Source organism: Wohlfahrtiimonas chitiniclastica DSM 18708, from assembly GCF_000375345.1.
Classification (GTDB): Bacteria; Pseudomonadota; Gammaproteobacteria; order Cardiobacteriales; family Wohlfahrtiimonadaceae; genus Wohlfahrtiimonas; species Wohlfahrtiimonas chitiniclastica.
The window spans coordinates 184,807-200,913 of the sequence record NZ_AQXD01000001.1 but is presented as its reverse complement, the minus strand read 5'-3'; the positions used below and the strand labels follow the sequence as shown (position 1 = coordinate 200,913).

Sequence of the window (16,107 nt, the reverse complement as noted above, 5' to 3'; positions counted from 1 at the left end):
ACAATGTTATGCCAAAGTATAAACCTTGAGATCTGCCTTTTCTAATGCCTCTTTTGGCCCAAGGACAGCAATGTCTGCCCTTTGACCCACAAAGTATTTCTCAGTCACTGCTTTTAAGTCATCTAGCGTCACCTTCAAAACGTTCGAACGGAATGCTTCACGCACATCTGGCGTATTGCCAAAGTAATTGGCAATCGCTGTTTGTTGATATTCAGCTGCCGGAGATGCGGGTTTATCAATGCTAGAGATCACACCAAGCACAGCCTCTTCCAATGCTAATTGCTCATGTTTGGTGTTCAGCATCCAGTCAATGGCGGCATCAAAGTCTTTCAATGTTTCAGTTAAACGAGGATCACGATAACTGAAGAAATTAAATGCGCCACCTCTTGGATTGTAATTTGCACCACCGCCATAAGCCCCTCCTTGTTCACGAATTGCACGGTGTAAATAACCGTTGCGTAAGAATCCCGCTAAAATGGTCAATGCAGGTGCATCGGCTTCTCCACTTGTTGCGGCACGATAACTTTTGCCACAATAATGCACAGGTGCATTGATGGCCCAACCAATGTTTAAAGCATCCGTTGGCACTGCAAATGGGAATTGATACGGCGCATGATCACTCACTTCATGGCTCAATGCACGGGTGAAATAATCACTAAAACTTGGCAATTCCACCACACTTGAAACCGCCATGAGCTCATATTCAGCCGCTTGCAATTTAGCCAATAACGCTTTTAAGTCAGCGGCAAACGCTTCACATGCTGCCACATCTTTTAAGCGATTCGTCAATTGATTGCCCTGCTGAATGCCTCGCATACCGCCAAGCTCTTCAGAGAGATAATTGATCTCAGAAAGGTTTTGGCTCGCAGCACCCATCGCATACATGTGACCGTTGGACACAATACCTTCTTCACGGGATAATTTCAATTGGCTCAACAACTCTTGAATGCGTTTGATTTCATCAAAACGCGCATTGAAAAATGTCTCTTTTAAGAGATCACTTAAGTGCGCGCTGTTGCTCGCTAAGGCTTTACCTGACAACGTCCATAAACCTTTTAATTGACCATCTTTACGATCTGTTTGATAAACCGTTGCAGCGCTCAATCCGCCAGTTACCGCATAAATGCGTGCTTGCTGCTCGGTGTAACTCAATTGACCACAGCCCACATCCGTTAAGATGCTGTTCAAGTACGGCAATAAACGGCTTTCTGCTTCAGTTAAGGCTGGCAATTTCACCAATAAACTTTGATAGATCATGCCATTGGTGTTCACAGAACCCGTATAAATGGTTTGACCATTGACTGTGCTTGCTTCTACATGTGGGATGGCTAAAGTTTCAGGAATGTCTTCACGCGTCACCATCGGTAAGCAGCTGATGTCATCTGTTTCATCTTGGCGGCGTTTTAATTCGGCAGCTTCTGCAATGATTTTTGCTTTCTCTTCATCGGTTAATTCTGCTTGAATCGCTGCTAATCGGGCTTTTTCATCCGCAACCAATTCATCAGCAAGCGTATGGCTTGGCTTCACAGTTAAACACAATTTATGTGGATTGTTGATGAGTAAGCGATCAATCAAATTCGGAATGAATTTAGGATCTTTGATCTCTTCACGCATTGTTAATAAGACATTATCAATGGCTAAAGCATCAATCGCTTCACCGCCATGAAGTACTGGCGCTAAACATTGTAAAATCAAGTTTAAACCATAGGGCATTCTGCCTTCTGTGATTTCGCGGGCGGACAATTCAATTTGATGCAACACTGATTCCACTACAGAAACATCCACAGATTCATCACGCACTTTAAGGAGCGTGGATAAAATCAATTCATCCACTTTTGCAGCGTCTTCTGCTTCTGCACCTTCTAAACCTGCGCTGAAGAAAATCTCTTTGGTGCTGTCTTCTAAGCCGCAGAATGTGGAAGGTGCAACGCCTAAATCAGAGGATTCTAAGGCTAGACGCAATGGTGAGCTTGAGTTATCAAGCAATACACCACTTAAAATGCGGGCACGCATCACATCATACGTATCATAAATGGGGCCAAGCAACCATGCATTGATCACATGGGTTTTCTTCTCCATGCTCTCTTCTTTTGGCAATGGATAATAGCTGGTCACATATTTAGGTGCACTGAAGCGATGTTCATCTGGCACAGCAAAATCAAATTTCTCTTCAGAGAAATGGGACAATACGCGCTCTTCAAACACTTTTTGATGTGCTTTAGGATCTAAATTACCATACGTCATGATCACGCTGTTTGATGGGTGATAATGTTTGGCATGGAAAGCTTTTAACGCATCGTGTGTTAAATCAGGGATGTTCTTAGGATCGCCGCCTGAGTTGTGATGATACGTCACGGTTGGGAATAAATTTGTAGAGATCTCTTGATAGAGTAATGAGATCGGCGAACTCATCGCGCCTTTCATCTCATTGAACACAACGCCTTTATACACCAATGGACTTTCAGGATTGTTCGGCTCTTCAAACTCAAAGCGATGCCCTTCTTGCAAGAAATCATAATAGTTTAAGTTCGGGAAAAACGCCGCATCTAAATAGATGTTCATGAGGTTGTAAAAGTCTTTCTCATTTTGGCTCGAAAATGGATACGCCGTCCAATCCGAAGAGGTGAACGCATTCATAAAGGTGTTTAAAGAGCGGCGGATCATCATGAAAAATGGGTCGCGCACCGGATAATTTTTTGAACCACACAACGCCGTATGTTCAAGAATGTGTGCCACACCCGTTGAATCTTGCGGCACCGTCAAAAAGCCCACTAAAAATGTATTGTTTGTATCTTCAGAAGCGATGTGAAAATGTTTTGCTTTCGTTTCGTTATGAACATACTCTTCTAAAGTGACGTTCAACGAGTCGATATAGGTGGATTTTAGTTGGGTAAATGACATCTGACAATTTTCCTCATCGATTAAAAATGAATGACATATTATGCCATGGATACGCTCAATAATGGCTATGGAAATGAGAAATTCAAGGCGGGGATGATTTATTGCATCAATCATTGCTATAATGGAAATCAAACTTGTAATACTCAATGAATGATAAGATTTATTTTCATTTGTATAAACAACTATACATAAAGAATAACAATATAGAGGTCAACTTATGAAAGAGTCAGGGTTTTCTCGTAGAAGCTTCTTAAAGTGCCTAATGGTGGCAGGTGTTTCTGTCTACATCGCCAAACCCTTTAGCAAAGCACATGCTGCGCTGTTTGAAGAGAACATTTTGCAATCCCCAAATTGGGATCCTAAAACCAAGCGCGTTTTATATCGCACCGATGCTTTTGCCAAAGTCACAGGAGAGAAAGTCTTCTCCATGGACATTCGTGCAAAAGACATGCCCAATTGGCCAGAGCAACAATCACATGCCCTATTTTTGCGCGTCACTGAAGCTGATAAAATCTATCAAGGCTTTGATCTCTCCATTCTGAAAGATGGTTTAATGCCTGATCGCATCGTCACGGCAAAAGACCTTGAGCGTGATCAAATCTCCTTCCCCGCTTTCTTTGGCGATGACATGTTACTGCCTGAAGGCAAAACGCCCGCTTACCTTGGGCAATCTGTCGCGCTATTGATTTACAATGATTTTGATCGTTTTCGCTTTGCCAAAAATGCCCTCAAATTCAAACCCGACATCATAAAATATGGTGAAACCACAGGCTACATTCAACGTGATCCATGGGGCACTTATCGTGGCGTGCGCATTGGTGCCGCTGATCCTTACGCACCTGATGTTTATTCAAGCATGAAGGACATGAGCATCAATCCTTCTGGCTTTAAAAAATTCTTACCCGTATGGCCAAAAGGCAAAGAAGGCGGCAAGCTTGATCAAGAAGGCATGTATTATGCAGATCAATTGGCAAACGAGATGGCAAACCCACCGGAAGATTGGTTGGTGCTTGATCGCACTTACCATTCGCAATCCATTGACACCTGCGCGATGGAGCCGAACAACTCCAATGGTTGGTATGATGAAGCCACCCAATCTCTGCATTTAGTGGTGGCAGCCCAATCGCCCACAGAAGTGATGGCTTCGGTCATTGAAATGATCAGTCGTTCTCGCTTTGCCCTTAAAAATCTCTTTTTACACCCATGTTTCACAGTGGGCTATGGCTCAAAAGATCATGCACCTGAACCCATTTTAGGCGCAATGGCTGCATTATATGGCAATGGTTTACCCGTTCGATTGGCCAATGATCGCTATGAGCAATTTCAATCTGCCTTAAAACGTCATCCTTTTGACATGCATTTTCAATTGGCAGTGAATAAAAAAACGCACAAAATTGAATCCTTTATTGGTGAATTCATCGGCAATGGTGGCGGTCGCTGTAACTTTACGCCAGGTGTGATGGCGGTTGGCGCAACGGGTGTGCAAGGCATTTATTACATTCCTAAAAGTGATCTCTCTGCTGTGGGGCTCGCAACGCGCTCTGTGGATTCTGGGTCTGCGCGCGGTTATGGCACATTACAAGCCATGCCATCTTTAGATACATTGATGGATGAAGCGGCACATCTTTTAGGTGCTGATCCTGTTGAATTTCGCCTTAAAAACCTCTTGCGATCTGGCATGAAAAATACGCAAGGTGCAATTCCAGGTGGCATGATGCGTGGCGATGAAGTCCTCACAAAATGTGCAGAACATCCCATTTGGAAAGATCGCAATGCTCGTAAAGCTGCGTATGAAGCAAAGCATCCTGGACATATTTTCACCACGGGCATCTCTTGCGTGCAAAAAGATTATGGCACCGGCCAAGAGTCTTCCTTTGCCAAAATTGAACTCTCACCAGATGGTAAAATCTCCTTATGGCACAGTGGTATTGAGATTGGTACAGGAATGTCCACCTCTCAGGCGGTGTTGTGTGCAAAATGGTTTGGGCGCCCTGCCGATGAATCATCGTATGGTTTATCAAAATGGCCGGATTTACCCATCATTGTCAATCATGATCCTTCTGCCCTCACACAAAAAGAACAAGATCAATTACAACTCAACCCATTGTGGTCACCGGCTTATAGCTCGCCTGCCAGTGCGAGTAACTCTGCCTATTTCTTTTCCCACACCACAACTGAAACGGGTCGTTTACTCTTTGATTATGGCTTATGGCCGGCCGCTGTTTCCATTTGGACAGAAGGCATTGGCGGCGGACAAGCAGCGCCCCTTGTAGTGCGTAAAGAGGATGCCCGCTGGAATGAACGCGGCTTAACTGCCAATGGGCTTGAACCGCTCAGTTTAGCGCGCCTTGCGAAACGTGTGTATGAAATGGGCGGTTTAACGGGTGCAGTTGCCCATGCATTTAACCGCTGGCAATGGGCAGAAGCCGATTTCACAATTTTTGGAGAAAATACGCGCCGTGCATTGGATGCCATCTCTTTACGCTTTGGCGATGCAAAAGAATATCAAGTCAATCCACGTACACGCGCTTATTATCCTTATGTACAACGCAGCAATGCAGGCGTCACATATTATACGGCGCTGGCCACTTGTGTGGAATTAGACATCGAAGAAGCGAGTGGCACCGTCACTGTCCTCAATCACCATACCGTCGTAGAATGTGGTAATGTCATCGTACCGCAATTGGTTTCTGGGCAGATCGAAGGGGGTGTTGCCATGGGCATTGGTCATGCGTTATACGAATATTTACCACAATTTGAAGATGGTCCCGGCAATGGCACATGGAACTTTAACCGCTATCACTTGCCACTCGCAAGCGAAGTGGCGGTTTGGACACAAACCAGTGAAGTTTTACCACCTTTGTCAGAAACTGATCCACCGAAAGGCATGGCGGAAGTTGTGATGATCCCTGTGGTTTCTGCCATCACCAATGCCATCGCTGCTGCAACCGGTCACTATTTTAATCATCATCCCATTTTGCCAAAACAAGTTTTGGAGGTCTTAAATGCCAATCATCTATAAACCACTCTCAATGACCGTCAATGGCAAAAAAGTCGGCCCCATCGATGTCCCTGAAGGCTTAATGATGCTCGATTTTTTACATGAATATATGGACTTAACCGGCTCGCGCATGGGCTGCGGCCAAGGGATTTGTCATGCCTGCGTGCTGATATTAGATCACCCTGATGGCACAAGCGAAGAGATGCGCACATGCATCACGGGCGCACACTTCTTTAACGGCAAAACCGTGCGCACCATCGAGGGCATCGCGCAAAAAGATCCTGAAGATCCGCATAAAGAAAAACTCTCTAAAATTCAGCAAGCCTTCATTGACAACTTTGCCTTCCAATGCGGCTATTGCGCACCGGGCTTTGTGAATGCTGCCACTGTCTTTGCAGAAAAATTGATGCGTGAGCCCATTGCCCGCGCGGATCTTGAAGATGCCATCATCGAAGCCCTCAACCATCACATTTGTCGCTGCACTGGTTATGTGCGCTATTATGATGCGGTGCGCGATGTGATCCTCAATACACCTGGACTGATCAAGGGGTAAGACATGAAAAAATCACGGATTTTACGCATTTTAAGCGCTGTGGTGATCCTAGCCATTGTGATTGTAGTGGTGCTCACATGGATTGAGCGCCTACGCCCAGGTCAACCACCACAAGTGGCACAATTCACTGAGGCACAAATCAATCAAGGTCGCTACTTAGCGGCGGTTGGCGACTGTGCATCTTGTCATACCACAAACAATGGTGCACTGTTAGCAGGTGGCTATCAAATGGCAACACCTTTTGGCACCCTTTACAGCTCAAACATTACGCCATCGGCTGACTTTGGTATTGGGCGATGGACGGCTGATGACTTTTATCGTTCGATGACAGAAGGTGTTTCACCCATTTATCACAATATTTATCCTGCGATGCCGTATGCCTATTTTACAAACATCACTCGCCAAGATTCCGATGCGCTCTATGCTTATTTGATGTCCATCCCTGCCATTGATGTGGCGCCGCCACAAAATGGACTCAATTTCCCCTTTAATCTTCGCGCCATGTTGATCGGTTGGAACATTTTATTCTTAGATAAAACGCCGCTGCCGTCAGCTTCAAAAGGCGACTCCCCAGAATGGCAGCGAGGCAAATACATCGTCGATACTTTAGGGCACTGCTCCATGTGCCACACGCCGATGGGACCCTTTGGCGAAATAAAGCGCGATCAAATGTTTAAAGGTGGCATCATGGGCAGTTTTGCCGCGCCCGACATCACGCCTGAAGGCTTAGCGAATCGTGGCTGGACATTTAAAGATCTTCAACAATACTTAAGCACAGGATTAGCGCCACAAGGTTCTGCCTTCAGTGACATGTATTTAGTGATCCACAACAGCACGCAATATTTTACAGATCAAGACATTACGGCCGTTGCCACCTATTTAATGGGTGATCAGCCATTGGCGCCTAAAACCATCACAGAAGGCAATGGCAATGCAGCTGGGCGCGATACTTATCTGACCCTTTGTTCAGGTTGTCACAGCAGCGATGGCTTAGGTAAGCCAAATGTGGCGGTTGCCATGGTGGGCAATAGCACGGTGCGAAATGCTGATGCTCACAACCTCATCACGGCGATTTTAGAGGGATTGCCTTGGCAAACCTTCCCGAATGATGAGCGTTTACAAGCCATGCCAGCCTTTGCAAAAGATCTATCCGATGAAGCCATTGCCAATCTTGTGAACTTTTTACGCGTACAATGGGGCGGCTTGCCTGCTGATGTCACCCCTGACATGGTCAAAGCCCTGCGTTGATCAATCATCATCAAACAAGATGGCTGCCTGTGCAGCCATTTTTGTGAGGAGAAAACATGCAAATGTTGGATTTAAACGTCTTAGAGGATGCCATCAATTGGCTCGAACAAGGCAAAGATGTCTGGCTGTGCACCGTGGTGAGCACTTATGGCTCTGCGCCGCGCTCACCGGGCGCCCTCTTTGCTGCCACACAAGAGGGTCAATATGTGGGTTCATTGTCCGGCGGCTGTATTGAAGAAGATTTCTTAAAACGCATCCATCAACAAAGCTTTATGGCACCAAGCCAAATGGTGAGTTATGGTTATGGCGAAGGGAATTTTCCGCCTTCTGTTGCCCTGCCTTGTGGTGGCACCATTGAAGTTTTGGTGGAATATCTGATGCCAACAGCTGAGCACATCGCTTATTTGCAATCCATGCACAGTGCATTAAAAGGTGACTGGGTTGCCCATAAAGTGGTGAAAATTGGCGAAAAAGCTCACTTAAATGACAATCACGATGCCCTTGAAACTCGCGTTACCCTGCATGATGATTTCATCACCATTACGCTGCAAAGCTTTACCACCGTTTTCATTGGCTGTATTTCTGCTGTGGCGCTCTACTGCATTGAGTTTGCCCATGCTTTAGGCTTCCATGTTTTGGTGTGCGAAGATCGTGAAGAGGAGTTGCGCCAACTGAGATCACGCCCAGAATTGATGCGCAAAATTGAGCTCGTTGAAACATTCCCTTGCACCCATTTAGAAAAACATGGCGCAAACGCACAAACAGCGATCTTATCCCTCACCCATGATCCGCGCATTGATGATCTAACCATGATGGCCGCACTCGATACGAATGCATTTTACATTGGCGCAATGGGCTCACAGCGCAACAGTGACAATCGCATGGCGCGCCTTAGAGAAGTGACGGATCATTCAGAAGCCACCCTTGCCCGCATCCATGCACCGATTGGCCTTAAAATTGGTAGCAAAACCCCAGCAGAAATTGCGCTCGCGATCCTTGCGGACATTGTGCGGGTGAAAAATGGCGCAGCGTGATCAATCACACACGCCATTACACAACACAATGAACTCGGCTAAGGTCTCTGCGCCGAGTTTTTTCATGGCGCTTGCCCGTTGAACTTCCACCGTGCGCACAGAAATGAGAAGATGCTCAGCTATTTCACGATTGGTTTTGCCTTCATAAACAAGGCGGCTCACTTGTTGTTCACGCTCTGTGAGCTCTGAAAATTGCTGATTCAAACAAAATCCACGCCATAAACGGTGAGTTTCTGCCTCTGCATGCTGTAGGGCTGCGGCAAGTTTCACAGAGGAGACCGGTTTTTCTAAAAAGTCCACCACGCCTTGCTTGAGTAAACTCACCGCTTGGGACAATTCACCATGCCCAGTTAAAATAATCGGCGCAATCACACTGCCTTCACGCTTTAAATATTCCACCACGCTTGCACCATCCATTTTTGGCATGCGAAGGTCTAAAATCACCACAGCCGGTTCATAAAGTGCCACCGATTGCACAAAGATTTCACCATTTTCCCACGGTTCAATGGAGGCATCCGTCAATTGCTCAATTAAAAACTGGCACGATTCACGCACCTCAATTTCATCATCCACGATGTGAATTTTCATCTTTTGCCTCCTGCTGTGATCCGCTTGATAAAATGATGCGCACGCACGCGCCCATTTCTCCATCTTTGCGATTATCGATTCTAAATTTGCCGCCCACTGCTGTCATTAAACGCTCGCAAATCACCAATCCTAACCCTAAGCCGGTGGGTTTTGAGGTTCGAAAAGGCACAAATGGCGCATCTAACTCATCTTGCGTAAAGCCCGGGCCATTGTCTGTAATGAGAATTTTATAAAAGTCTTGGTGACAACTCGCCTCAATAATGATCTCCGTTGCGCCCGCTTGCACCGCATTTAACAGCGAATTCATCATCACTTGCTCAAGCACAGACACCACCGTGTAAATTTGCTGTTCACAATTGATGTCTAACGTGATGGCGACGCGATTTTTGGTCTGTAAGCGAATGATCTCTAGCATCCGATTCATAAAATCATGAAAATTAAACCACTCAAACTGCTGCATGGTTTTTGGCTTGACCCACGCTTGTAGATTTTTAATGATGGCACTGCACTGCTCAACCTGCGTCACGATGCGCGATAAAGGCTGAATGAATTGATTCGGTGCTTTGCCGCGCTCAATGCCAAGCAATGTGCCTTCGGCATAATTACGAATCGCCATCAAGGGTTGATTGAGCTCATGGCCGATACCGCTGGCCACTTCACCCAAAATATTCATGCGATCTGCCTTTGACAACAATGCCTCATAATCATGTAGACGATGATATGTGCTCTCTAGAGCAAAGCGGCGCTGACGGGCAACATATGTGAGCCATAGATGATTCATGGCCAACACGAGCATCAATAAGATGATGGCAAGCAATCCTAATTTATATTCATTCGCAAGGCGCACAAAGGTTTCCCACAATGTTTCATCAATCTCAATGAGCCCTGCAAAACGCTTCATGGCGTAAATTTCACCAAGACTAATCGGCGTTTGCCAAGTGGTAAGGGCAGGATCTGTGTTCTGCCATAAAATTTGCACGATCTTTTGTGCCAAAGCTTCATCCACATTTGGCAATGCGGCCAATGACCAATGATAGGACAATGGCGTTGAACTTCGACAACGCCCACCTTGCACCTCATTTAACACCCGAAAATCTGCCACATTCAGCAATCCTGATTGCCCTAAAGTTTCCAATAAACAGGTGGGTAAAATGGCCGCTGCCGCCAAACCACTTTCCACCAGAAAAATGCCGCGCTCAATGGGAAAGCCTGTCATCTCAATGAAATAGTCATCGGGCGCGGATAAGCCTGCATCATAAATGGCTTTATAACCGAGTAAAAATCCGCCCAATGCATCTTTAGACACCGCCGTCACTCGCTGGCCTTTTAAATCTTCTAATGTGCGAATCTGGCTGTTTTTTCGCACCACAATTGCACTGCCAATGGCAGATTCAGGATTAAACAAGGCGCTGTTTTGATCAAGGCTTGCCAACCAGCGCCATTTGACCTCTGGAAAAATGGATAAAAATGCCGTTTGATTTGCAATCAATAAATCGACCGATGCATCTTTTGCCACCGTTTGAAATTCTTCAAACGTCACCGGTAACACAACCACTGAACGATCTAAATGACTGGCCAGCAACGTTTGAAAGCCTTGCCAACTCTCTAAAGTCTCTTGTGCACCCATCGGCGCTAAAATGGCAATCGTTAAGGCATCTTCCACATCTTGTGCAAGCGCCATCATGCCACTTGTGAGCAAACACACACAAAACCACCACTGCCGAAACCTTTTGATCATTATAGTTGTTTCCTTTCTTGCCACAGATCAATCTTTGCCCCTGAATGTGGTTTCCCACAATAGAGAGAAAATGCAAAAACCTCGATGATATTTACATGATTCTAGTGGTTTTTTGGGAAATCACAAATAAAAAGGATGAGGTTTATGAATTTGAATCGTCGAGATCTTTTAAAACAACTTGCCACCATCACAGCAGGCGCAACAGTCATGAGCTTAACGCAAGCTCAGTCTTTGATGGCACCGGATCGCCGCGAAGGTGATGGCACAAAACGCTATGGCATGATCATCGATTTAAGGCGCTGCATCGGCTGCCAAGCGTGCACGGTGAGCTGTTCTGTAGAAAATCAAATGCCGCCTGGGCAATTTCGCACCACAGTGCGCCAATATCAAGTGATCAATGAGCATCATCAAGAAGCCACCAATGTGGTTTTACCGCGTTTGTGTAATCATTGTGACAATCCGCCATGCGTGCCTGTCTGCCCTGTTCAAGCCACCTTTCAACGTAAAGATGGCATTGTGGTGGTGGACAATAAACGCTGCGTCGGCTGTGCTTACTGCGTACAAGCTTGCCCTTATGAAGCGCGCTTCATTAACCATGAAACGGGCACTGCGGATAAATGCACCTTTTGCGTCCATCGTTTAGAGGCAGGATTGCTGCCAGGTTGCGTAGAATCTTGCGTGGGCGGTGCGCGCATCATTGGGGATATGAAAGATCCTGACAGTGAAATCAGCCAAATGCTGAACACATTCAAAGATGACATTAAAGTGCTTAAACCCGAGCAAGGCACGATTCCCCAAGTCTTCTACATCGGGCTCGATGAAGCCTTTACGCGCAATGTGCAAGGTCAAGCGATGCTCTGGCAGGAGGTGAAATTATGATCCGCGAATTATTGACCCATCCCCAAGAATTGGCATGGCTTCCGTGGGCTGTGCAATACTTTTTCTTCATTGGCATCGCAGCGACAGGCGCGCTCGTTGCCGTGTATCTTCGCTTGTTTCATCGTGGGCAATACCGATTGGCAGAACTCATCACGCTTGCCATTGCCGTCACAACGGGCATTGTGGGACCGATTGCTCTCAGCGCTGATCTTCATCAGCCTGGGCGCATCCTAAATTTCTATCTCTCCTTTACGCCATGGTCATGGATGTGGATTGGCGCCATCATTGTGCCCTTCTTTGTGGTGTTCTTATTGGCACAATTTTTATTGGTGCTGCGAGAAAATACCGATCCTGACAAACTGTTTAAAGGCTTTAAAGCGCTCCATTGGTTTAACTTTAATGAAAGTAAAATTCTGCCATGGATGGGCATTTGCCTTGCCCTCTTTGCCTTTGGCCTTTTGCTCTACACCGGTAAAGAGGTGAACATCGTACAAGCTCAAGCCATTTGGCACACGCCGTGGTTACCGTGGGTGCTCTTTTTTACGGCATTACAAACGCTGCCAATGCTGGTGAAAACTTGGCAGCGCTTGGCTAACATCACAGAAAATAATGCTTGTTTAACGCGCATTCAGTTCATTGCGCTCTCTGGCGTACTCGTGACATTGGTGGGGTGGGGTTTGTCCGAGACGCCAGCGGGGGCAGCTTTTCGTTCATTGCCTGAACAAGGCAGCGTATGGTTCACCATTGGTTTAGGGTTGGTGGTGTATTGGGTGTCCTTGATGCTCTTTACCGTGCTCACTTGGACAAACAAACGAACACTTTCCCCTTATCTATATCTATTGCTGTCGCTGATGAGTTTATCTCTGGCATGGACGATTCGCTGGGCGATCCTCATGCAAGCGCAGACATTACCCAAATACAATATCTTCATCAATCCTTATCATCTCTCGTGGGGATTTGATGGTGCACTTGGCATCATCTCCACCTTTGGCTTATGGATCACCTTATTGATCATCGTTTGGAGTCTACTCAACGATCGCTGGTTTACGTTTAAAGGAGCACACCATGGATAAAACCAACAAAAAACGTCGCAATCTTCTCAAAGGGCTGGCAGCCGCAGGCGGTGTTGGTGCATTCATTGCAGGTTATAGCAATACCGCCAAAAATATGGCAGTGGGCATGATCAAAGGCACCTCAGCTGAACCTACGGACAATCGCATTTTTGGTAATGCTTTAACGGTGGAAGGCGTGATTAAAGATGGTCACTTTACTCAAACGCCAGGGCAAGTGATGTCTAACACTCAATGCTTTGGCTGCTGGACTGTGTGCGGCGTACGTGTGCGCGTGGATCAAGCAAAAAATGAGGTGCTGCGCATCTGTGGCAATCCTTACAGCCCCTTATCCCATGATGAGCATTATCCTTATGATCTACCCATTGAAGAGGCATGGGTACGTTTAGGCGGTGAAACAGGCATCAATGATCGCTCCACAGCCTGTGCGCGCGGTGCGGCGATGGGCGAAGGTTTAACGAGTCCTTATCGCGTCTTAAGTCCATTAAAACGTGTGGGCAAACGCGGCGAAGGCAAATGGCAACGCATCTCCTTTGAACAATTGGTCAAAGAAGTTGTGGAAGGTGGTGATCTCTTTGGCGAGGGTCATGTGGAGGGTTTGCGTGCCATTCGTGATTTAGAGACACCGATTGACCCCAATTTTCCGGAATATGGCCCGAAAGCCAATCAGCTTTTGGTCACCGATGCGGGCAATGAAGGGCGTGAAGAGCTCGCTAAACGCTTTACCTTTAACTCATTTGGCAGCAAAAACTTTGCACAGCATGGTTCATACTGTGGGCTTGCGTATCGTTTAGGTTCTGGCGCCGTGATGGATGACATGCAAAAAAATGCCCATGCCAAACCGGATTTTGATCACATTGAATTTGCCCTATTTATGGGCACATCGCCTGCACAATCGGGCAACCCATTCAAACGCCAAGGGCGTTTGTTGGCCAAAGCCCGCACCAAAACACCAGAAGAATTCTCTTATGTCGTCATCGCGCCAAATCTTCAGCTCACCAATACCTTAGCCGTGGATGATAACCGCTGGATTCCCATTTTACCGGGGACAGATTCCGCGATGGCAATGGCATTGATGCGCGTGATCATCGACGAGCAATGGTACAACGCAACATACCTTAAAACGCCGGGTAAAGCTGGCATGGCACATCATCAAGAGGTGAGCGTTTCAAACGCCACGCACCTTGTGATCAGTGATGAATCCCATCCATTGTATGGCCAATTTTTGCGTGAATGGGACATCACAGAGATGGATGGTGCACGTTCAGACAGCGCTCTTATGGTGATGGATGAAGCGAGCCACACCTTAATGAAAGCCGATGATTGCCTCACAGGCAGCCTTTATATTGAGGAACCTGTGCGCCTCAAAGATGGCACTGCGCCGCTTGTGAAATCAAGCATGACTCTACTCACGGAATCCGCCCATCGCCACTCGTTAGAAGAATACAGCAACTTGTGCGGCGTGCCCGTTGCCACCATTAAAGCCTTGGCCAAGAAATTCACAAGCCACGGGCGCAAAGCGGCTGTCATCACCCATGGCGGCATGATGAGCGGCAATGGCTTTTACAATGCATGGTCCATCATGGCGCTCAATGTATTGATTGGCAACATGAACCACAAAGGCGGTTTATTGGTCAATGGCGGTAAATTTAAAGAGTATGCACCAGGACCACGTTATAACTTGGTCAATTTTAAAGGCATGGTGCAACCAAAAGGCATGCTCCTTGCTCGTGCAAAAAAACCGTATGAAACCTCCACGGATTATAAAGCACTCGTCAAAGCCGGTAAAAATCCATACCCAGCCAAACGTCCTTGGTATCCATTTGCCGGCGGACAAAGCTCTGAAGTGTTGATCTCTGCCCTTGCCCAAGATCCTTATCCATTAAAAGCATGGATTAGCCATATGACCAATCCTGTGTATGGCATTGCAGGCTTTCGGCAGTTATTGGGCAAGCAACTCGCTGACCCGAAAGTGTTGCCGCTCTTTGTCGCGGTTGATGCCTTCATCAATGAAACCACCGCTTTTGCCGATTACATCGTGCCGGATACTCATAATTTTGAAAGTTGGGGCTTCACTGCACCTTGGGGCGGCGTGCCTTTTAAAGCCACAACGGCGCGCTGGCCTGTGGTTGAACCACGCGTTGAGAAAACTGCCCAAGGTGATCCCATCTGTATGGAGAGTTTTTTCATTGCCATTGGCGAGCGCATGAATTTACCGGGTTTTGGCGATGAAGCCATTCAAGATGCAAAAGATCCCACCATTCACTACCCATTTAAACGCCCTGAGGATTACTATTTGCGCGCCGCAGCGAATGTAGCATTTGATGATGCGCCCGTAAATAATGCCACAGAATCTGACCTTGTGCTGACCGGCGTCACGCGCATTTTGCCAAAGATTCAAGCCGTGCTCAAACCTGAAGAACAAGCCAAAGTGGCGTATGTATATGCTCGTGGTGGGCGAACAAACCATTTTGACACCGGCTGGGATGGTGATCACCTTCGTAAAAAATGGCCAATGACGATGCAACTGTGGAATGAAAATGTCAGCGTGCACACGCACAGCACCAATGGCGAGCGTTACAGCGGTTGCCCGACTTATTATCCTGCGCGCTTTATGGATGGTTCGGACATGCGCACCCATTATCATAAAGATCAATGGCCATTTTTGCTCACTTCATTTAAATCAAACCTCATCAGCAGCACGGCGGGTTCAAACCTGCGCATGCGCATGATCAAGCCCACCAATATTGTCGCCATCAGCCAAGTGGATGCTGATTTACTCGACATTAACAATGGTGATTTGGTGTTCATCGAATCGCCCTCCGGTAAAAAAGAGGCACAAATTATGGTGCTCGATGGTGTGATGCCCGGTGTGATTGCCATTGAACATGGTTATGGTCACCGTGACATGGGCGCACGGGCACACTACATTGATGGCGAACCGCTCTATTTTAATCGCCATGTGGGCAGCGGGCTTAATCTCAATGATTTAGCGATCCAAGATCCGAGCCGCGCCATTCCGGCACCATGGTTAGATTGGGCAACCGGCGCTGTGGTGCGCCAAGGTATTCCTGCCCGCATCACTAAAGCTTAAG

General features: G+C 46.8%; 10 protein-coding genes. 7 read left to right on the top strand and 3 right to left on the bottom strand.

The window, feature by feature from the left end; all coding sequences use genetic code 11:
- Positions 1–6: 6 nt before the first annotated feature.
- On the bottom strand, positions 7–2,901 hold the full coding sequence (locus tag B143_RS0100890; protein ID WP_018121801.1) for an insulinase family protein: 2,895 nt from the start codon (positions 2,899–2,901) through the stop codon (positions 7–9).
- A gap of 217 nt (positions 2,902–3,118) precedes the next feature.
- Between B143_RS0100890 and B143_RS0100885 the strand changes: the two genes are divergently transcribed.
- Genes B143_RS0100885 through B143_RS0100870 form a run of 4 tightly spaced genes read left to right on the top strand, consistent with a single transcriptional unit; the run spans position 3,119 to position 8,737 of the window.
- A complete protein-coding gene (locus B143_RS0100885; RefSeq protein WP_026165653.1) occupies positions 3,119–5,923 on the top strand; it encodes a xanthine dehydrogenase family protein molybdopterin-binding subunit in 2,805 nt (934 codons plus the stop codon).
- A complete protein-coding gene (locus tag B143_RS0100880) occupies positions 5,907–6,455 on the top strand; it encodes a (2Fe-2S)-binding protein (RefSeq protein WP_018121799.1) in 549 nt (182 codons plus the stop codon). Before B143_RS0100885 ends, B143_RS0100880 begins: the two co-directional genes overlap by 17 nt.
- A gap of 3 nt (positions 6,456–6,458) precedes the next feature.
- Complete coding sequence (locus tag B143_RS0100875) at positions 6,459–7,703, top strand: c-type cytochrome (protein ID WP_018121798.1); 1,245 nt, start codon at positions 6,459–6,461, stop codon at positions 7,701–7,703.
- 56 nt (positions 7,704–7,759) lie between these two features.
- Complete coding sequence (locus B143_RS0100870; protein ID WP_018121797.1) at positions 7,760–8,737, top strand: XdhC family protein; 978 nt, start codon at positions 7,760–7,762, stop codon at positions 8,735–8,737.
- On the opposite strand, the gene B143_RS0100865 is transcribed toward B143_RS0100870, so the two are convergent.
- Together B143_RS0100865 and B143_RS0100860 are read right to left on the bottom strand one after the other, a co-directional pair.
- Entirely contained in the window at positions 8,738–9,325 is a 588-nt protein-coding gene (locus B143_RS0100865) for a response regulator (RefSeq protein ID WP_018121796.1), read from the bottom strand.
- Positions 9,303–11,063, bottom strand: coding sequence for a sensor histidine kinase (locus tag B143_RS0100860; protein WP_018121795.1), 1,761 nt, complete (start codon positions 11,061–11,063; stop codon positions 9,303–9,305). Before B143_RS0100860 ends, B143_RS0100865 begins: the two co-directional genes overlap by 23 nt.
- A gap of 144 nt (positions 11,064–11,207) precedes the next feature.
- Here B143_RS0100860 and ttrB point away from each other — a divergent pair, with 144 nt between their 5' ends.
- Genes ttrB through B143_RS0100845 form a run of 3 tightly spaced genes read left to right on the top strand, consistent with a single transcriptional unit; the run spans position 11,208 to position 16,106 of the window.
- Entirely contained in the window at positions 11,208–11,942 is a 735-nt protein-coding gene (gene ttrB / locus B143_RS0100855) for a tetrathionate reductase subunit TtrB (RefSeq protein ID WP_018121794.1), read from the top strand.
- Entirely contained in the window at positions 11,939–13,015 is a 1,077-nt protein-coding gene (gene nrfD / locus B143_RS0100850) for an NrfD/PsrC family molybdoenzyme membrane anchor subunit (protein WP_018121793.1), read from the top strand. Before ttrB ends, nrfD begins: the two co-directional genes overlap by 4 nt.
- Positions 13,008–16,106 (top strand): molybdopterin-dependent oxidoreductase, encoded by a 3,099-nt coding sequence (locus tag B143_RS0100845; RefSeq protein WP_018121792.1) that lies wholly within the window; start codon positions 13,008–13,010, stop codon positions 16,104–16,106. The genes nrfD and B143_RS0100845 overlap by 8 nt, the downstream gene beginning before the upstream one ends.
- The last annotated feature ends 1 nt before the right edge of the window (position 16,107 follow it).

Bases quoted from the DNA above. Each gene is read 5' to 3' on its own strand.
- B143_RS0100870 (WP_018121797.1), top strand. From the start codon at position 7,760: ATGCAAATGTTGGATTTAAACGTCTTAGAGGATGCCATCAATTGGCTC.
- ttrB (WP_018121794.1), top strand. From the start codon at position 11,208: ATGAATTTGAATCGTCGAGATCTTTTAAAACAACTTGCCACCATCACA.
- B143_RS0100880 (WP_018121799.1), top strand. From the start codon at position 5,907: ATGCCAATCATCTATAAACCACTCTCAATGACCGTCAATGGCAAAAAA.
- B143_RS0100860 (WP_018121795.1), bottom strand. From the start codon at position 11,063: ATGATCAAAAGGTTTCGGCAGTGGTGGTTTTGTGTGTGTTTGCTCACA.
- B143_RS0100845 (WP_018121792.1), top strand. From the start codon at position 13,008: ATGGATAAAACCAACAAAAAACGTCGCAATCTTCTCAAAGGGCTGGCA.
- B143_RS0100865 (WP_018121796.1), bottom strand. From the start codon at position 9,325: ATGAAAATTCACATCGTGGATGATGAAATTGAGGTGCGTGAATCGTGC.
- B143_RS0100890 (WP_018121801.1), bottom strand. From the start codon at position 2,901: ATGTCATTTACCCAACTAAAATCCACCTATATCGACTCGTTGAACGTC.
- B143_RS0100875 (WP_018121798.1), top strand. From the start codon at position 6,459: ATGAAAAAATCACGGATTTTACGCATTTTAAGCGCTGTGGTGATCCTA.
- nrfD (WP_018121793.1), top strand. From the start codon at position 11,939: ATGATCCGCGAATTATTGACCCATCCCCAAGAATTGGCATGGCTTCCG.
- B143_RS0100885 (WP_026165653.1), top strand. From the start codon at position 3,119: ATGAAAGAGTCAGGGTTTTCTCGTAGAAGCTTCTTAAAGTGCCTAATG.